Below are 19,886 nucleotides of genomic sequence, written 5' to 3'. Positions count from 1 at the left end.
CAATTTAACGAAACGCTAACTGTAAAAGAAGGATTTCGTAAAATCAAATGACTTAAGTGGTTAGAGAAGTAAACACCGCTCGGAAGATTTTATTCTGAGCGGTGTTTATGTTATGAATATAAATAAATGGAAAGGAGATGAGTGACATGAGCAGATTAATTGAGAAAGCGATGCAGTTTGCTGCTATTAAGCATGAAGGCCAAATGCGCAAAGGCACGAACATTCCGTACATTATACATCCATTTGGAGTAGCGCTCATTTTACAGAAAGCAAAGCAGCGTGATGAAGTGATTGCCGCAGGATTATTGCATGATACTTTAGAAGATACAAATACAACCGAGGCTGAGTTGTACGAGCATTTTGGCGAAGAAGTGTTGAAGCTGGTTCAGGCGGCTTCAGAACCAGATAAATCATTGTCATGGGAAGAACGAAAGAATCATACTATTCTATCTCTTCCACACCGTTCGAATGAAGAGATTACTTTAATCATCGCAGATAAATTACATAACTTACGGTCCATTCAAGAGGACGTAGAAAGAGAAGACGATCAAGTATGGTCGCGTTTTAAGCGTGGAAAACGTGACCAATCATGGTATTACATGAGTATTTTGCATGCTTTGAAAGAAAAAAAGCGGGACATTCCAATTATTCGGGTGTTCGAAAAAGAAACACAAAATTTATTTATTGGAAAAGAAACACTTACGTTGGAGGACATCGATGTATTATTCAGTTGTGCGTATGGCATTTATGAGTCACAAAAAGCGAAATTGTATGAAAGAGGTGTATTAAAATTTGCGAAGGAAGTTTCTACTTCTAGTGAGGCGATTTATCATAGTGGAAATATTGAAATGATCACCCCGTTAGCAAATAATCTGCAAGAAAGAGGGGTTTCTTTTGAGTTCAATTCAGATGGTCCCTTTATTCTATTAGCGTATTTAACTGAGCTAAGACATCGAATGGGGTGGTCTGATGAATTATTTTATCAGTATTACTTAAGGAACTGTTCGAAATTATAGAGAGGGCGAGTATACACTTAAAAGTGGAAGGAGAAAATTATCAAGTTCTTCCTACCATTTTCTAAGAAGGATGTTTCATTGAAAAAAGGTGACACACTACAGATAGTAGTACCTCACCTTTTTCTTTCTTTCCATAATAAATCCAATAATATCAGGAAGTAATAGCTACCTACCTACTTCCAAAACCGCACCCAATACTCCCCACCACGAAACTCCATCTCATACCCACGATACCCTTCCGCTAACAACTTTTTCTGCCCAGCAATATCACTCATTAGGAGTTTTTCTATATTCGTCCATTCTTTTGTTCTCTCACTCTGTAACTCTTTCACAAATACATATCGCAATCGGTCGCTATATTTTTCTTTCAGCGCAGCAACTTCCATCCCTTGAGCAAATTTGTCTTTTAAGCTAGGAATGTTAAACGGCGCAACGGTGCAGCAAACGTAATCGTATTTGTTATTTACCTGTTTTAATTGCTCCATAATGACTTTCGCTAATATTTTTTGCAGTCCGTTTCCCTGATAAGTTGGATGAACGTTTGAGACTTCTTGATAGATGACACGTTCTAATTCTTCACCTTGTAAGCCAATATCAAAGCCTAAATGTTCTTCATCAATCGGTGGAACTAAGAGTGCACGGAATGCAATGAGTTGTTCATCTATGAATGCACCGATCATGAAGCCATTTCCTGTTAATATATTTTGAAATTCTTCTAATGTAAGAGGCTGCAAGTTTTGTTTGTTTTCTAGTGCTTCAATTACATCATCTTGTACGGATAAAATTTGCTCGATGTGATGCAAAGATAATGGTGCAACTTTGAATGATTGCTCGTTTTGTTTTAACGTTCCTTCATACAGAATGTTCATGCTTGGGTCTCCTTTAGCAAATAATATCTTGAAAAACAGTTAACTCATTGAGTATATCTTCATTGACATCAACGCCTAATCCAGGCTTTTCTGTTAGGCGAATAAAAGGGACATCATAGGAGAGATTCCCGATATCTTTTGTGAATTTTAATGGCCCGGTCAGTTCAACACTTGTAATGATTTTTTTAGAAAAAGCGACATGGAATCCTGCGGAAGAGGCAACGGATGATTCGATCATTGAACCAATTTGACATTCGATTCCAGCCATTTCTGCTTGATGGGCTAGTTTGACGGCTGGATAGATTCCACCGCACTTCATTAATTTAATGTTCACTTTATCGGCAGCTTGCTTTTGAATAATTTGGCGCATTTCACGTGGGCCTTTTAATCCCTCGTCAATCATAAGAGAAAGGTCTGTTTTTGAGCGAATATAAGCCATTGCGTCGATATCATCGGCTATAACAGGCTGTTCAATCCAATCAATGTCCAAATGCTTAAGTGAACGTAATGCGGTTAACGTCGTCGCACTGTTTTTCCAGCCTTGGTTCACATCAACGCGAATTGCGACATCGTTTCCGACTCGTTCACGTACAGCTTCAATTCTTTCAACATCTTTTTTAACATCTGTTCCGACTTTCATTTTAAAAGATTGGTAACCTTTATTTATCATGGAAGCAGCTTCTTCCGCCATGTTTTCTGGGGAGTCGATGCTTAAAACATGGGTAATTGGAAATTCTTCATGATAGCGTCCGCCAATTAATTGATACACAGGCTGTCCGAGTTTTTTCCCCGTTACATCAAAGCAAGCGATATCAATCGCAGCTTTAGCAGTAGGTACCCCGTAAATAGTTTGATTCATGATGTCATGTGTTTTCTCGATATTCATTGGATTTTTACCTAGCAAGGCAGGAGCTAATGTATGTTTTAAAATATGAAAAGTGCTCTCCCATGTTTCACATGTAACATGCTCGTCAGCTACGCCTTCTCCGTAACCAATAATGCCTTCATCAGTTTCGAGTTTTACAATAATGGAAGGCATATCAGGATAAGTACCATAGCTTACGATAAATGGATTGCGAAGCGGTAAACGAATTGCATAAAGATGAATTGCTGTGATTTTCATTGAAAAGACCCCTTTCTGTTTACAATGTTCTTTTTTATTTGATATAGTTGTCGTTAAATAGTCGTTAAATGGTGATAAGGAGTTTGAACAAATGATGATAAAGATTGCGGTTATTGGTACACAAGAGTCTATTCAGAACCTTGTGGCTGTTGCCCACCAAGTCGAAGATATAGAGATTGAACCTTATGTTTATTCTCATCCGAAAGAATCTTCAGAAATTATCCGGCATTTAAAGCTGTGTGATGTGATCTTCTTCTCCGGTGTTATACCTTATTATATTTCAAAAGAAATGCGAGAACAATTACGAATTCCAAGTATTTATTTGCAGCAAAACGAAATGGCGCTTGCGTCTTCTTTACTTTTCATTTTACATCATAAAAACATTCAACCGGAACGAATTTCAATTGATTTAGTGAATTCTTCTTTCGTTACAAATGTTTTCAGTGATATCGGGATTACGGGGGTTCCCAAAGTTATGGATTATCAAGATATGTTACCGAATATGTTTGAAATAAAAGAGATTGTGGATTTTCATTATTCTCGGTATCAATCAGGATTAGTTGATTTAGCACTAACGAGTGTTCATGCTGTTTATGACCAACTTATCGAACTTGGTGTACCTTCACAGCGAATGCTTGATCCGACAAAAGCTCTTATACAAGGATTAAAAGATGCAAAAGCAAAAGCACAATTAGCGAAAAGTTATTCAGCGACTGTTGCAGTATGTGTGATAGCATTTCCGTCATCAAACCATATTTCAATGGAGCATCTTGATACGTTTGCTCGTGAAATTCATGGTTCATTTCGTCAAGTAGATGAAACCTCATACATTCTGTATACGACGCGTGGTGATATTGAGGCATTTATAAAAACAAGTTCTCTTCAAAACTTTTTAAGCAATTCGAAAGATCTTGTAGCACTTGGATTTGGCTACGGGGGAACAGTAAAAGAAGCGGAACAAAACGCTAAAATTGCTCAAAACTTTGCGACAAACAATCAAATGGAAAGCTGTTGTTATATATTAACGGATGAAAAAGAACTGTTTGGACCTTTTCCAAAAGAAAAGAAAGTGCAGAGCCTTAAAAATAATAGTCAAGAACTACTAAAGATAGCGAAAGAAACAAAACTGAGTCCAGCAAATTTATCGAAAATTATTCAATTTAGTCAGTCTCGTTCATCACTTCAATTTACAGCAGCCGATCTTTCGGAGTATTTACAAGTAACAAGACGCACAACAGAGCGTATTTTGAAGAAATTGGTCGATCAAGGATATGCAAATATTTGTGGTGAGGAGATGCCCTATCAACAAGGACGCCCTCGTGCTCTTTATGAATTAAAGCTTCCTATTTATTCTATTCATACTACGTCTCTGATGTAGTTTCTTAATGCCATTCTTTCTGTCTTGGAAAGTTTAGTGATATTAAAACTGGTTATCGCATAAAGAATGGAGAGGATGGATACAGTAAAATTCAGTCCAGCATATGGTGAAAACATACCGAGAGAGCAATCACTTGACATTTGAATGAATATTCAATATGTTTTTGAAAAACATGAATGTTATAAATGAAAAATAAAAAGTTGTTTTGTATCGAATGAATGTCATTTCAAAACAGCCTTAAGAGAATTGTTTTGCGTATAGAAGGGAGAGCATCAAGTTGAAAAGAGAAGATTTGCAGAATCGTTTAAATAAAATTTTTCAATATTTACATGAGCATCCTGAAGTGAGTTGGCATGAACATAATACGACTACCTATATTACAAAATTTTTAGAGGCAGAAGGAATTTCTTATAAAACATTTGATGATTGTCCCGGAGTGATAGCAGAAATGGGAAGCGGGAAACCAGTTGTCGCCATTCGAGCTGATATGGATGCATTGTGGCAAGAAGTAGATGGGGAGTTCAAAGCAAATCATTCATGTGGCCATGATGGTCATATGACAATTGTGATGGGGCTTATTTTACAGTTAAAAAATGAGGAGTGGCAAACGGGGACGGTTCGCTTTATTTTTCAGCCCGCAGAAGAAAAAGGAGGCGGGGCTTTGAAGATGGTGGAGAAAGGTGTTGTGGATGATGTTGATTTCTTATTTGGTATTCACTTACGACCAATAGAGGAATTACCATTGAAGCAAGCGGCACCATCCATTCGGCATGGAGCGGCAGATTTTTTAGAAGCTCATATATATGGAACTGACGCTCACGGCGCGCGGCCGCATCAAGGTGTGAACGCAATTGATGTGATCTCGATGATTAATATTGGATTAAAAAATATATGGCTTTCACCACAACATTCTTATTCCGTTAAAATGACGAGATGCCAAGCGGGCGGTGAAAGTTTAAATATCATTCCAGGAAACGGCCATTTTGCCTTAGATGTAAGGGCAGAAAGCAATCCGCTGTTAGAAGAGTTAAAGAAAAAAATAGAACAGGTTATTCAATCAGCTGAATCGATGGGTGTAAAGATTTCTTACGAATGGGTTGATTTCGCACCTGGAGCACAAGTATCAGCTGAGGCGGAGCAGTTCCTTCGTAAGGGAATTCTCCAAACATATGGCGAAGGTGGCTGCACCGCACCGCTTCCTACAGCAGGAAGTGATGATTTTCATTATTATACGGTCAAAAAGCCGCACTTAAAAGCTGCTATGCTAGGATTAGGTGCAAATCTAAAGCCAGGGTTACATCATCCTCACATGACGTTTGATCACGCTTGTATAGTAGATGGCGTGCAAATATTGAAGCAAACGGTATTGGAAGTGTTGAAATAATATTATTTCTATTTGAAATTTGAGGTTTTTCGTCCTTAAATTCAGATACGAAAGCTACCCTGAAAAGGTCAAAAATGATTGTCCTTTTAGGGTAGCTTTTTCATATGGTACAGGTTCGAAACTTTTGTATATGATAAAATTGGATTATATGTCATTGAAAAATTTTCTGAAGCAAATAAAAAATGCTAACAAATTATGAAGGTTCTTCAATTCTTACTAACATCTTTGCATACTAGAATGTGTGGATGAGATGACGAAGCGTGACGAGTAGACCGCTGACTTTATCGGGGGTCTTTTTATAATGGAATTTATAATCTGTTAATTAGGAGTGAATCCATGAACGAACAATATTATGACGCAGTATTAAACATAAAAACAGTAGGAGAGCAAAAGGGGTTCTACGAGTCTTTGCATTATCATCGTTATGAACCAACGCCGTATTATGCACTAGAGCAATTATTTAGTAAGTATGAATTGAAAAGCAGTGACCAAATTGTTGACTTTGGATGCGGAAAAGGACGATTAAATTTTTATATCCACCATTTCTATCATGCCTCTGTAATAGGGATAGAAATGAACGAGACTTTCTATCAAGAAGCAATGGACAATAGAGATAGTTATTTGAAGAAGGCTAAAAAAAGTAAAGATAAAATTCATTTTCATTGTTGCTTGGCACAAGAGTACGAGATTGATCCACTTGATAATAAGTTTTACTTTTTTAATCCGTTTTCGGTGCAAGTGTTTATGAATGTGATAAACAACATACTACTTTCAGTGGAAGAAGTAGAACGGGAAATAGAACTAGTTTTATATTATCCATCAGAAGATTATATTTATTTTTTAGATAATCAAACTTCTTTTGAATTGAAAGAGGAAGTTATATTGCCAGGATTGTATGAACGAAATTCTAATGAGAGGTTTTTGATATATCGATTAGCGTATTAGAAAGCCAATGTTAAATCGATAAAGTGAAACTTTCTTCAGTCCCCACTGATGAAAGTTTCACTTTATACAAAACAAGATTCCTGAAGAATTTAGGGGAAGTATTTAGCACTGTAAAATGATGCTGTTAGCGTCAGGGGTTCTATAAAAAAATGAACAAGAAGCTTTTGGATACATAAAGAGCTTTTTGTTTCATATAGGAAATTATTGACTCCCCTCCTTAACAAGCTATAATAAAAAATAGATGTTCGTTTCGAACAAAATATGATCCAAAAAGAACAATTTATAACATAGGTTGAATAAAATACTATCAATCTATTATTTTTACGGCTTTTAGAAAACGCTTACATTTAGTGTGGAGGGAGAAACCATGTCTAAGTTCACGAAGTATTTTTTAATGGAATCTAGTGATGTAATACCGTATGTGATGGAGAAGTTATCGATGTTCGAGGACGCACAGCGTTTGCAGTGTAAGGAAATTGGGGATGGCAATTTAAATTATGTGTTCCGTGTTTGGGGTGAAGAGAAGGGAACTTCTGTTATTGTGAAGCAAGCAGGAGATACGGCGCGTATTTCTGATGAGTTTAAATTATCTACGAATCGTATTCGCATTGAGTCAGATGTGCTCCAGCTAGAGGGGAAGCTGGCACCAAAGCTCGTGCCGAATGTGTATTTGTATGATGATGTAATGAATTGCTGTGTGATGGAAGATTTGTCAGATCATACGATTCTTCGTACTGCGCTTATGAATCATCAAATCTTTCCAAAGCTTGCAGATGATTTAACGACCTTTATGGTCAACACATTGCTATTAACATCAGATGTGGTAATGAATCATAAAGAGAAAAAGGAGTTAGTGAAGAACTATATAAATCCGGAGTTATGTGAGATTACAGAAGATCTTGTGTACTCTGAGCCGTTTACAGATCATAACAAAAGAAATGAGCTGTTTTCTTTAAATGAAGGCTGGATTCGAGAGCATATATATAGTGATGACGCACTTCGCATGGAAGTGGCGAAGCTGAAGTTTTCGTTTATGACAAATGCACAAGCTTTGCTGCATGGAGATTTGCATACTGGTTCTGTATTTGTAAGAAAAGATTCTACAAAGGTGATTGATCCGGAATTCGCGTTTTATGGACCGATGGGATATGACATCGGGAATGTTGTGGCAAACTTAATATTTGCATGGGCAAATGCGGATGCGACAATGGTTTCTGGGATAGAAAAAGATGCTTATATGGACTGGTTGGAGTCTACGATTACGGATGTAATTGATCTGTTTTCAGTAAAATTCTTAGAAACTTGGAATGCACATGTTACAGACATTATGGCAAAAGAAGAAGGATTTAGTCGTTGGTATTTACAGTCTGTGCTAGAAGATACAGCGGCTATTACTGGTCTTGAATTAATTCGCCGCATTGTTGGTTTAGCAAAAGTAAAGGATATCATATCTATTGCAGATGAAGAAGCTCGTACTAGAGCAGAACGCATTTGTTTGCAAGCTGCGAAGTTGTTTATTTTACAGGCAAGTACGCACAAAACAGGCAATGATTTTTTACAAACGTTAAAAACACAAGCACTGTCACTTAACACAAAATAAGGAGAGAAGATTATGTCTGAGCAATTAATACCGATTCAATGGAAAGATGAAGCTTTAGTTTTATTAGACCAAACTTTATTACCAAATGAGGTTGTCTATGAATCTTTTACAACAGCAGAGAGCGTATGGGATGCGATTCAAGTGATGAAGGTACGCGGTGCACCAGCGATTGGGGTTTCAGCAGCTTACGGTGTGTATTTAGGAGTAAAAGAAGTACCGGAAAATTCAATAGAGCTGTTTATAAATGAAGTTGAAAAAGTATGTGCTTATTTAGCGACTTCAAGACCGACAGCTGTAAATTTATTTTGGGCGCTTGAGAGAATAGAGAACGTCGCAAAAGAAAATGTTCATTTATCTATTAAAGATTTGAAAAATAGATTGTTAGAAGAAGCAAAGATGATTCATAAGGAAGACGAGGAAATTAACCGTCAAATTGGTGAACATGCGCTTACGTTATTTCAAGATGGTATGGGTGTGTTAACGCATTGTAATGCAGGTGCTTTGGCGACAACAAAATACGGAACTGCAACAGCACCGATGTATTTAGCGAAGGAAAAAGGTTGGGATTTAAAAATTTATTCTGATGAGACGCGTCCGAGATTACAAGGGTCTACACTAACAGCGTTAGAGCTGCAGCGAGCTGGCATCGATGTAACAGTCATCACCGATAATATGGCAGCGATGGTAATGTCACAAGGGAAAATTGATGCAGTAATTGTCGGATGTGACCGCGTGGCAGCAAACGGTGATGTAGCGAATAAGATTGGAACGTTAGGAGTTTCTATTTTAGCAAAGTATTATAACATTCCATTTTATGTAGCAGCGCCGACACCAACAATTGATTTGAAAACACCAACAGGGAAAGAGATTCCGATTGAGGAACGCGATGCTTCTGAAGTTATTAACCGCTTTGGACAATATTCAGCACCGCAAGATAGCAAGGTGTATAACCCGGCATTTGATGTAACGTCGCATGAGAATATTACAGCAATCATTACAGAGAAGGGCATTGTACGTCCACCGTTTGCGGAAAACTTAAAAAAGTTATTTCAGCAATAATAAACTTTGCATATTAGACATATAAGAAAATAAATAAAAGAGGATCGATTATCATGTCTAATTTACCAGCAGATAGAAGAAATAAAATTATTGAGATGCTTGAGAAGACGGAATACGCAGATGTTTCGTATTTAAGTGATGTCTTTCAAGTGTCATTAATGACGATACGAAGGGATTTAGAGAGGCTAGAAAAGGATGGTAAGGTTATCCGGGTCTACGGCGGTGTAAAGCTGAAAACGAAGCGTGTATATGAAGCTTCCATGGAAGAGCGGTTAAACAGTAATAAGCGAGAAAAGATGGCTATTGCGAAAGAAGCCGCAAAGCTCATTGAAGATGGTGATGTAATAGCTTTTGATGCAAGTACAACTGCACTTGAGGTAAGTAAGTTCATTAAAGACCGTAAAAGCCTTACAGTTGTAACAAATAACTTGAGCATTGCAATAGAGCTGGCAGATGCGCCTCATATTGTAGTGATTTTGCTTGGCGGCTTTTTACGAGGAAAATCATTGTCTATCATGGGGGCATCCTTACAGCAATATCTTCAATCAATTTATATTGATAAAGTTTTTATTTCAAGTAAAGGGCTAAGCTTCCATGAAGGTTTAACAGATACGGCAATAGATGAAGGGGAAGCGAAGCAGGCGATGCTGAATAAGGCAAGTGAAATCATCGTTCTAGTGGATCATACGAAGCTTGGAAAGGTTGCTTTCTTTGAAGTCTGTGATAAACAGTGCATTACAAAAATTATTACAGATGAACTCGTACCACTTACACCGATGCAGCAAGAATGTATTACAAGCTATGAAAAATATGGAATACCGGTTATTATAGCAAACTAGCCATAACAAGTGTCCCGTTGAGGAGGATGTATATGTTACTACAAAAAGAGAGAGAAGAAATTGTAGAGTATGGAAAGAAATTAATCACAAGCGGACTAACAAAGGGGACAGGCGGTAATATTAGTATTTTTAATCGTGAACAAGGCCTAGTTGCGATGAGTCCAAGCGGATTAGAGTATTTTGAGACAACGCCTGAAGATGTGGTTGTACTGAATTTAAATGGAGATGTTATTGATGGAACAAGAAGACCATCTAGTGAACTTGATATGCATCTCATTTATTATCAAAAAAGAGACGACTTGAATGCTCTTGTACACACACATTCTCCTTATGCAAAGACAATTGCATCATTAGGTTGGGAGCTTCCAGCTGTTTCTTATTTAGTAGCTTTTGCAGGTCCAAATGTGCGCTGTGCACCGTATGCAACATTCGGTACGAAAGAATTAGCAGAAGCAGCTTATGAAGGAATGATAGATCGCCGCGCTGTTTTACTTGCGAATCATGGACTAATTGCAGGGGGACATAATATTAAAATGGCGTTTACAGTCGCAGAAGAGATAGAATTTTGTGCGCAAATTTATTATCAAACGAAATGTATTGGAGAACCGAAACTATTGCCAGAGGAAGAATTAGCTGTATTAGCGAAGAAGTTTGAGACGTACGGTCAAAAATGAATAACATTCAAAATAAAAGATTAGGGATGAGTTTCCCTAATCTTTTATTTCTATAGAATACAATTTGAACATATATCTGTATTGTTAACTCCCAAAGATGTGGTGAGTGTGGTAAAGTTTATACGAATGGAAGATAAAGTGATTAATAAAGTGAAACTTCCATCAGTGGGATCTTACTACTTGCAAATAGCGGGATAAAATGGAGTAATTTCACTTACTTCGCTTATATAAGAAAGGAATGAACATATTGTATTTAACAATAAAAGAAGCAGCTGAATTTTTAAATATGCCAGAATCGTATATTGAAAGCTTAATCCAACAAAAACGCATTCGTGCTGTCCATGATGGAGAACAGTACTTGCTGAATAAAGAGCAATTTAATACACACCTAGAACAAATGGAGAAATATAAAAAGTTAGTAGAAGAAATATTAAACGAACCAATTCCTGAAGATTTCGATGTGAAAGATGAGGACTAGAAATAGGATACTTAGAAAATATGAATCAATTATTAAAACTAAAATACATGATTTTAGTCATAGAAGAAAAAAGGTTTTATTAAATGGGATTCAGAAAGATTATCCTGCTTTAGGTAAACTTATGTATGAAGAGAATGAAAAAGCTATTTGAAAATAGCGGAAGAAAACAAGGGGGAGAAAGAGGACTGTTTCTAATTGTGGATGCAACAAATTAGATAAGAGTCTTTCTTTTTATTTTTAAAATAGGATTGTAGGATATTTTTTTATCGATATAATAAAACATTGGAAACATTTTTTATTCTCGATTATATAAACATGCAAAGGAGTTTAAGGTGAATCCAAATCCTATATTGCTTGAAGAAGAAATGAAAAGTGCCAAGTTATTTTTGTGGGTGTTTAATTTTGCTTTTATTATTACTTAGCATACATTTTGTAAAGAAAGAAATTCTACATGTTGTGAAATATGTATATTTAATAGGATATGCATTTCGATACATTTTCTGTAACGTGTGAATGTATTTGAGAGATGCTGAATTGGGAAGCTTATATTTTATTAATGAGTTTTCACTCTTATGTTGAGGGAATCAATAAAGTATTTAAGAAAACAATATTTGTTTAATGAATAACAATCTATGTTAGGAAGAATAGTTTCATAAATTTGTTTTTTTCTTATAAAATAACAAGTAGTATATAAAATTGATGCTATGTATAAAGGAGTTTTAGCGTGGACAAAGCTGATATGCTCATACAAGAGGAAATTAAAGCATTAAAGCTTTTTTTAAGTTTGTTTTATATTATTTTCTTCTCTTATGATATCATATATTATTTTATTTATCCGGCAATGAAAATAGATGATCGGCCAATCGGTTTTCCAGAAGGTGGATTAGGGTTTGGAGTGCATATTTTCATGTTTCTGTTATTGCCGATTGGAATTTACTTAATAAAAAAGAAAAATCCATATGCTGTAAAGTATATCATATTTTTGGGATATACCTTTATTGATTTACTTAATAGTATAATGATTTATCTAGGGGACTCACAAAAATTTGCAAGTGGGAATGCGGTAGAGCAGTTTCTCGTTCTGTTTTCGCCCCTTTTTGTGAATAAACGATATTTTTGGTTAGTCTCGCTCGGTATGATTGGGAAATATGCCCTTTTAGGGATTCTCTTACACATATCAACGGTTATTATTCCAATCGTATTATGTGCGATTCTCGGAATCATATCCTTTATTTTGTTAACACGTTTCAAATCGTATGTACGTACCATTACACAAATATTTGAAGAAGCGCAGCAAGCTGAAAAACTAGCAGTCGTTGGAAAAATGGCGGCTACGATTGCACATGAAATCCGTAATCCATTAACAGCATTAAAAGGATTTACACAATTGCAGAGAGAAAAACATCCTGAAGATGCTGCGTATTATAACATTATGGTGCAAGAAATTGAGCGTATGAATACGATTGTTAGTGAATTAATGGTTCTTGGAAAGCCGAAAAAGAGAGAATATAAATTACATAATATAAAAGATATTTTATCTTATGTGATTTATATTGTAGAACAGCCGACTTTGCAATATGGCATTACCATTTCGACAATGATTGATAAAACATTACCGTCTATACAATGTGATGAGAAACAAATGAAACAAGTATTTCTTAACCTTATTAAAAATGCGATAGAGTCTATGCCAAATGGCGGTAATATTATTGTGGAAGCAAATGTAGTTCATGATAATCAAATTGTAGTGAGTGTTACTGATGAAGGATGCGGAATCGATCAAGAAAAAATAGATCAAATAGGTGAGGCCTTCTATACGACAAAAGAAAATGGAACAGGCTTAGGATTAATGGTTACATACAAAATTATTGAAGAACATCAAGGTGAGATTGTATTTGAAAGCAAACTTGGTATCGGAACAAAGGTAAAAGTTATGCTGCCAGCAGTAGAGGTAAAATAAAGTGAAACTTCCATCAGCGGGGGTCTTACTGCCCGTTAATGCGGGATAAATATATGTATAAAAAAACTCTTCNNGAAGAGTTTTTTTATACATAACTATGAGTAAATGAGGTGTAAAAGTATTGTTAAAGAGAGGACAATCTGTTTTAGTTAGAAAATATTTCATTTATAAATAGAGGAAAATGTCGATAAATGACGAAATATTATGTTAGTTATGATAACTGTGTAGCTGTATATTTAAATGAATAACATACTCTTCTTAGAGTACGTACGGCTAGTGTTGTAAGATATGTGAAAATTAATAATATGTTCCAATTTTAAAAATGAAGAGAAACAAGCTATGAAATGGTTTATATCATTATTTTATTCGATTTTTATATTATATGATTTTCTGTATAATTATATTTTCCCAGTCTATGTTATAAAAAGTGGCACAAAACATATGGGTTTTATGGGACTGTGGTTTTATATTATTATGCTCTTGTTATTACCTGTGATGTATTATCTTCATAAAGAAAATAAAGAATTTCTAATCAAATGCATTTGTTTTGGCACTTATATTTCACTTACGATAATAGATGATGAAGGAGGTGTAAATATGAAAATTCGCAAGTTAGAAAAAGTAAAAACGACAGGATGTTGGTGGTGCAACTGGCCATGGTAGGAATAAAAATGTAAATAAAAAAGGTGAATACTATGAAACTAATGTATGAATCGATAGTAACATTACATGATATAGAAATCCGTAAAGATTAAAAAAGCTACATTGTTGAAGATGCAGTGACGGGTGAATTTTATGAAATGCCTCCGATCTGTATTGATGTAATTACTATGATTCAAGATGAAGCAAACTATTCCTAACTTGCAAAAATCAATGTCGAATTTATATTTTTGGGATGCGGTGCTTATTATGCTGCAAACTGTAGTTATGTTTAGCCTTCTCTTATATTCTTGGAGAAATAAATATAGAAATGAATAATGAGAGATGAAGAGGAACTATTACGAGTTTCTCTTTTTTGATCCTGCATTAACTGACAGTAAGCACCCCACTGAAGGAAGTTTAGATGGGTATTCACCTATCCTTCCCTGTTTGCATATTGTAGCTTATGTAGTGAAACTGCTTACAAGGGAGTGAAAGGCAGTGACAGGAAATATAAAAAATTATTATGCTGGCGGTAATACAGCAAGGGGATTTTACAGTTTATTTGAAGAGAACTTAACGGGATTAGACCGGTTGTTTATTTTAAAAGGTGGACCTGGAACAGGAAAGTCTTCGCTTATGAAGCTGATTGGTCGTGAGTGGGTGAAGAAAGGGTATGATATTGAATTTTTACATTGTTCGTCTGACAATAATTCGATTGATGGTGTGATTATTCCGTCATTACAAGTTGGAATTGTTGATGGAACAGCGCCGCATGTTATTGAACCGAAAGCGCCAGGCGTTGTAGAAGAGTATGTAAACTTAGGTGTAGCTTGGGATTCTACTCAACTTGGGGCGCATAAAGATGAGATTATGCGTTATACATCAGAAGCGGGCAATGCGTTTCAGTCAGCTTATGCGCGTTTTAAGACGGCGCTAGAGATTCATGATGAGTGGGAGAAGTTTTATATTGACCATATTGATTTTGAAAAAGCAAATGAGCTGACAGAACAGCTCATACAGCAATTTTTTAGTGATAAAACGTGTACGAAACAAGCAAATGTGAAGCATCGTTTTTTAGGAGCCGCAACGCCAAAAGGAGCAGTTGATTTTGTTCCAAATTTAACGGAAGATGTACCGAAGCGTTATTTTATAAAAGGGCGTCCTGGTTCTGGGAAATCTACGATGTTAAAAAAATTAGCAGCGGCAGCTGAAGAGAAGGGCTTCGATGTTGAGATATATCATTGCGGCTTTGATCCAAATAGCCTTGATATGGTTATTGTAAGAGAGCTTGGCTTTGCAATTTTTGATAGTACAGCACCTCATGAATATTTTCCAACCCGTGAGAATGATGAAATCATTGATATGTATGAGCTCATTATTGCACCGGGAACAGATGAGAAATATGCAGTAGAAATTCAAGATGTATCAAGGCGCTATAGAGAAAAAATGAATGAAGCGATGTCCTATTTAGCGAAAGCAAAAACTGTACGTGACAAATTAGAGAAAATTTATATTACAGCGATGGATTTTGACAAAGTGGATTCGTTTAAAGATGAAATTCAAGCTGAGTTTGAACGGATTGCAGAGAAAATAGCACAAGAGCAAAAATAACCCCTTGGTTTCCAAGGGGTTATTTTTTTGAGATCTTATCCTGCTTAACGAGGAAATGACATGTAATAGTGTCTTTTAGGAGTGGTGATTGAAGGTATAGTTGAGAAATAGAGAATCCTCTTCATTGACATTTTATCTTAAAGAAAGACACGACATACACAGAAAATTTGTATATGTATGTTATCGCAGATGCCATACTAAAGGCAGGTGTTTTGGATTCGGTGTCGAATTTCCGAGGAAATGATAGAAAAATGAGAGTGATAAATATGAGAGAAAAAATTCAATTAGAGCTACAACGAATTGAAAGAGAAAACGACGTAAAGATTCTCTTCGCTGTTGAATCCGGAAGCAGGGCTTGGGGCTTTCCATCAAAAGATAGTGACTATGATGTCCGTTTTGTATACGTACATCGAATGGACTGGTACTTATCAATGGAGCAAAAGCGGGATGTTATTGAGTATCCAATCAGCGATGCACTTGATATAAGTGGCTGGGAACTCCGTAAAGCATTACAGTTATTTTCTAAATCGAATCCAGCTTTGTTAGAGTGGATTCTTTCGCCAATTGTATACGTTAAGAAATCAAATCTTCCGGAGCGTTTGCAGGAAATGAGCAATCATTTTGATCTAAAAGCAACGATCTATCATTATTTACATATGGCATCTAAAAACTATCGCACGTTTTTGCAAGGTGAAGAAGTAAAGCTAAAGAAATACTTTTATGTATTACGTCCGATACTAGCTTGCAGATGGTTAGAAGAGAAAGGAACATTGCCGCCTGTTGAGTTTGAAAGATTAGTGAATGGATTAGCCTTGGATGCAGACCTTTTGAAAGAAATTGAGGAATTGCTTGAGAAGAAAAAAGCAGGTATCGAGCTGAATGTAGGACCAAGAATTGCGACATTGAATGAATTTTTAGAAGGACAGATTATGTATTACGAGGAGTATGTGAAGAGTTTAGAAAAGAAGACGGCTATAGATATTGAGCAGTTGAATGTCCTGTTTCGGGATATGCTACATCAAAGCTGGAAAGAGCACCGATAATATTGGTGCTCTTCCTTGGTAAAGGTTGTACATTAACAGTACTACATATCTTCAATTCTCTTTAACGCCTTATCAGCCGGCCCCTCAATCACATCTCCCTGAATCGAAAACCGCGAACCATGACAAGGGCAATCCCACGTGCAATCACCGCTATTCCATTCCACTTCGCAGCCTAAATGTGTACAAGTTGTATCGACAATGTGAAGTTTGCCGTCATCGTCTTTATAAGCGCCAGCACGTTTTCCGTTTACCCTTACGACAGCACCTTCTCCATTTACGAGGTCTTCGGGTTTACGAAGCGCAAATTCTAGTTTTCCTTCAATTAAATGTTTTGCTACGTCGAGGTTTTGAGTGACGAACGTTTTTATATCTGGATTCGTATGGAAGCGTGATGGTGCGTACAGTTCTTTATATGGACTATCGATTTTCATAATGGATGCTTTTAGTAATAAGGCTGCCGCAGTTCCATTTGTCATGCCCCATTTACGGTACCCTGTTGCGACGAAAATGTTAGGGTTATTTTCATTGATATGTCCGATATAAGGAACTTTATCAAGTGTAATCAAATCTTGTGTTGCCCATCTGTATGGAATTTCTTCTATGCCAAAGGTTTCTTCGCCAAATGTTTGCAGTGCTTCGTAATGTTTCATCATGTTAATGCCTTGTCCTGTTTTGTGGCTTTCACCACCAATTAACACCAATTTTTCATCACCCATTGTGGTGTAGCGAAGGGAACGCTTCGGATTATCAACACTTATATACATTCCTCCTGGATATTCTTGTTTTGTTTTTACACCGAGGACATAAGAGCGCTCTGCGTACATTCTTGCGAAGAAAAAGCTGTTCGCATCATAAAACGGAAAGTGTGAACAAGAAATAATGTAACTACAGGTGATTCGATGTCCGTCTTTTGTAATGACTTGCAGGTAAGATCCTTTTTCCACATCAACTGCAGTTGTGTTTTCGTATATAACGCCGCCAGCTTCAATGAATTGTTCGACAAGCGCTGCTAAATAGCGAAGCGGATGAAACTGTGCTTGATTCTTTATAACAAGTGCCGCTTTGATAGGAATTGGAAGCGGGATACTTTCTATGTATTCGCCAGGGATATTAAGCTTTTTATATGCTTCTAATTCTTTCGTTAACTTGTGTAGATTGTCGGTTGAATTCGTATAGAGATAAGCATCTTCTTCTGTGAAATCACATTGGATATTGTGCTGTTGTACGGTATCTTTTATAAATTGCCGCGCTTTATCGTTTGCTTCGTAATATAATCTTGCTTTCTCTTCCCCAAAATTGCTAATTAGTTCATCGTAAATAAGATCGTGCTGGGTTGTAATTTTTGCAGTTGTATGTCCAGTTGTTCCGTTTAAAATATTTCCGGCATCAATTAATGCAACTTTGATTCCTTCTTTTGCAAGTAAGTACGCTGTTGTAATGCCAGTGATACCTGCTCCGACAATGGCAACTTCTGTTTTAATGTTCTCGGTTAGCTTTGGGAAAGTAGGGAAGTTAGTAGAGTCCCGCCAATATGGTTCTGGAAATCTTGGAAGTTGTTCATGTTCCATATGAATGCACCTCTTATTCTAATCAGTTTCTTTTACTTAATTTTTCCAATAACCAAAATTTCATGTGTCAAAAATAAATTATTTTGAAATAATAAATTAACAGGGATTCTGTATATGATCCTTTGTTTTAATTTTCTTGACATAACACAGGACAAATAGGGTTAAGTATAGTATCCTTCACAAAATTAAGTGTTTGGTAACAAAGTGATGAAGAATTGGTATGGAGTGTAAATGTTGGTAAATAAGCATTTTTTCTTTAGTAACATAGGAAGTGATTATGAAAATATAACCAACTTTTATTACTAGGTCATAAAAGTTATTGACAATATAGAAAGTCTACTGATATGATTCATCTAGTGGAAAGGTTGATAAAGAGTAAAAAGAGAAATATTTTTCAATGAATAATAATTGTAAGATTGAGTGAGCATAATTTTCTTTGGGAAAGAAAATTTTATAATAATAGTAATATCAATCTGGAAACGACAATCGATGTATGCAGGGTGCGTAAGCGCGGCATGAAAAGGGGGCAAAAGAATGAAGGATCTTCATACGTTTGGATGGTATGCAGCACGTGTATCACCGCATTTGCCAAAGAAGGCATTTAAACCAGTCCCAACTCGTTTGTTTGGTGGACTAGCCTATTTACTTATTACGATAGCGGGATTTTTGACAATTGGTTTATTAGATTTGAACGTGTGGGCTAATCTTGGAATTGCAATCGTTCTAGGATTATGTTTTGCATCTATGGGATTTCTTGGACATGAAATTTTACATGGTACAGTAGTAAGAAAAGCTTGGCTGCGAGATTTTCTTGGCGCAATTGCGTTCCTGCCACTATCAACTGGGCCAAAGTTGTGGAGAAAGTGGCACAATTTGACTCACCATGTGCATACACAGCATGAGGAGCATGATCCAGATGCGTGGCCAACAATGGATAAGTTTAAGAAAAGCAAATTTTTACGATGGGTATATCGTCTTCCATTACATGTTCGTTCTTTCTTTAGCTTTCTATCGTTAACAATTCAATTTACAATGCATTCGTCTCGTATGTTTTTCCTTTTTATCAAGGAATTTAAGCCATCAACTCAAAAATCTGTATGGCTTCAGCTTCTTTTACCATGGACAGTGTGGATTAGTTTATTGTTCATTATGGGTCCTGCAAAATGGTTTTTTGCTTATGTTCTTCCATTATTAATTGCAAATGCTATTGTAATGGGATATATCGCAACAAATCACCGTTTGAATCCGATTGTTCCTGTAAATGATCCACTTGCTAACTGTTTATCAGTAACAGTGCCGCGCTGGGTAGACGTATTACATTTTAATTTCTCATATCATACAGAACATCACTTGTTCCCAGGTATGAGCTCAAAATACTATCCATTAGTAAAAGAGAAAATTAAAGAAATGTGGCCAGAGCGCTATCATGAAATGCCGATGGGGAAAGCATTAGCTACGCTTTGGAATACACCGCGTGTGTACCACCAAGGTAGCGAGTTAATTGATCCGCATAAAGCGCATCTATACGGCTCTTTAGGGAATGGATTAGATCCTGCGAATATTGAATATCGTGAGGAAACTATAGAAGAAGTAAAAGAAGTAAAAAATGTGAAAAACGGCTAAAATATAGTTTGTTATTAGAATTAACAATTTTTATATAGTAACGATAAAAGCACGAACTCATCAAGAGTTCGTGC

General features: G+C 36.2%; 17 protein-coding genes. 14 read left to right on the top strand and 3 right to left on the bottom strand.

Features of this window, described 5'->3' with window-relative positions:
* Positions 1-146: 146 nt before the first annotated feature.
* Positions 147-1,016 (top strand): HD domain-containing protein, encoded by an 870-nt coding sequence (locus tag CN326_RS11455; RefSeq protein ID WP_098309157.1) that lies wholly within the window; start codon positions 147-149, stop codon positions 1,014-1,016.
* Positions 1,017-1,189: 173 nt separating this feature from the next.
* Here CN326_RS11455 and CN326_RS11450 read toward each other — a convergent pair whose 3' ends face one another.
* Both CN326_RS11450 and CN326_RS11445 read right to left on the bottom strand, forming a co-directional pair.
* Positions 1,190-1,885 carry a GNAT family N-acetyltransferase gene (locus tag CN326_RS11450; RefSeq protein WP_098309156.1) on the bottom strand — a complete coding sequence of 232 codons (696 nt, stop codon included), beginning with the start codon at positions 1,883-1,885 and terminating at the stop codon, positions 1,190-1,192.
* A 13-nt stretch (positions 1,886-1,898) separates the two neighbouring features.
* The gene (locus CN326_RS11445; RefSeq protein WP_098309155.1) at positions 1,899-3,008 is read right to left on the bottom strand and encodes a mandelate racemase/muconate lactonizing enzyme family protein; all 1,110 of its coding nucleotides are present in this window, start codon (positions 3,006-3,008) and stop codon (positions 1,899-1,901) included.
* A gap of 91 nt (positions 3,009-3,099) precedes the next feature.
* Here CN326_RS11445 and CN326_RS11440 point away from each other — a divergent pair, with 91 nt between their 5' ends.
* The 12 genes from CN326_RS11440 (at position 3,100) to CN326_RS11385 (ending at position 16,621) form a co-directional block, all read left to right on the top strand.
* Positions 3,100-4,386 (top strand): transcriptional regulator, encoded by a 1,287-nt coding sequence (locus tag CN326_RS11440; protein ID WP_098309154.1) that lies wholly within the window; start codon positions 3,100-3,102, stop codon positions 4,384-4,386.
* A gap of 277 nt (positions 4,387-4,663) precedes the next feature.
* On the top strand, positions 4,664-5,770 hold the full coding sequence (locus tag CN326_RS11435; protein ID WP_098309153.1) for a M20 peptidase aminoacylase family protein: 1,107 nt from the start codon (positions 4,664-4,666) through the stop codon (positions 5,768-5,770).
* Positions 5,771-6,106: 336 nt separating this feature from the next.
* Positions 6,107-6,715: a class I SAM-dependent methyltransferase gene (locus CN326_RS11430; RefSeq protein ID WP_098309152.1), complete on the top strand. Its 609-nt coding sequence runs from the start codon at positions 6,107-6,109 to the stop codon at positions 6,713-6,715.
* Between the two features lie 367 nt (positions 6,716-7,082).
* A complete protein-coding gene (gene mtnK / locus CN326_RS11425; RefSeq protein ID WP_098309151.1) occupies positions 7,083-8,315 on the top strand; it encodes an S-methyl-5-thioribose kinase in 1,233 nt (410 codons plus the stop codon).
* Between the two features lie 12 nt (positions 8,316-8,327).
* On the top strand, positions 8,328-9,374 hold the full coding sequence (gene mtnA, locus CN326_RS11420) for an S-methyl-5-thioribose-1-phosphate isomerase (protein WP_141525033.1): 1,047 nt from the start codon (positions 8,328-8,330) through the stop codon (positions 9,372-9,374).
* 53 nt (positions 9,375-9,427) lie between these two features.
* Positions 9,428-10,213, top strand: coding sequence for a DeoR/GlpR family DNA-binding transcription regulator (locus tag CN326_RS11415; RefSeq protein WP_098309149.1), 786 nt, complete (start codon positions 9,428-9,430; stop codon positions 10,211-10,213).
* 32 nt (positions 10,214-10,245) lie between these two features.
* Entirely contained in the window at positions 10,246-10,887 is a 642-nt protein-coding gene (locus tag CN326_RS11410) for an L-fuculose-phosphate aldolase (RefSeq protein WP_098309148.1), read from the top strand.
* A 238-nt stretch (positions 10,888-11,125) separates the two neighbouring features.
* Positions 11,126-11,365, top strand: coding sequence for a helix-turn-helix domain-containing protein (locus CN326_RS11405; protein ID WP_098309147.1), 240 nt, complete (start codon positions 11,126-11,128; stop codon positions 11,363-11,365).
* A 724-nt stretch (positions 11,366-12,089) separates the two neighbouring features.
* Positions 12,090-13,325, top strand: coding sequence for an ATP-binding protein (locus CN326_RS11400; RefSeq protein ID WP_098309146.1), 1,236 nt, complete (start codon positions 12,090-12,092; stop codon positions 13,323-13,325).
* A 300-nt stretch (positions 13,326-13,625) separates the two neighbouring features.
* On the top strand, positions 13,626-13,988 hold the full coding sequence (locus CN326_RS11395) for a hypothetical protein (protein ID WP_369680114.1): 363 nt from the start codon (positions 13,626-13,628) through the stop codon (positions 13,986-13,988).
* A gap of 477 nt (positions 13,989-14,465) precedes the next feature.
* Positions 14,466-15,578, top strand: a complete 1,113-nt coding sequence (locus tag CN326_RS11390) for a PRK06851 family protein (RefSeq protein WP_098309144.1) — start codon at positions 14,466-14,468, stop codon at positions 15,576-15,578.
* Between the two features lie 266 nt (positions 15,579-15,844).
* Positions 15,845-16,621, top strand: coding sequence for a nucleotidyltransferase domain-containing protein (locus tag CN326_RS11385; protein ID WP_098309143.1), 777 nt, complete (start codon positions 15,845-15,847; stop codon positions 16,619-16,621).
* A gap of 41 nt (positions 16,622-16,662) precedes the next feature.
* Here CN326_RS11385 and CN326_RS11380 read toward each other — a convergent pair whose 3' ends face one another.
* Positions 16,663-18,189 carry an FAD-dependent oxidoreductase gene (locus tag CN326_RS11380; protein ID WP_098309142.1) on the bottom strand — a complete coding sequence of 509 codons (1,527 nt, stop codon included), beginning with the start codon at positions 18,187-18,189 and terminating at the stop codon, positions 16,663-16,665.
* Positions 18,190-18,723: 534 nt separating this feature from the next.
* On the opposite strand from CN326_RS11380, the gene desB reads away from it, so the two are divergent.
* The gene (gene desB, locus CN326_RS11375) at positions 18,724-19,812 is read left to right on the top strand and encodes a Delta(10) desaturase DesB (RefSeq protein ID WP_098309141.1); all 1,089 of its coding nucleotides are present in this window, start codon (positions 18,724-18,726) and stop codon (positions 19,810-19,812) included.
* Positions 19,813-19,886 lie beyond the last annotated feature (74 nt).

Origin of the sequence: Bacillus sp. AFS018417 (assembly GCF_002560985.1) — a bacterium.
Taxonomy (GTDB): Bacteria; Bacillota; Bacilli; order Bacillales; family Bacillaceae_G; genus Bacillus_A; species Bacillus_A rhizoplanae.
The sequence above is the reverse complement of the archived record's forward strand: the minus strand, read 5'-3'. Positions and strand labels throughout refer to the sequence as shown.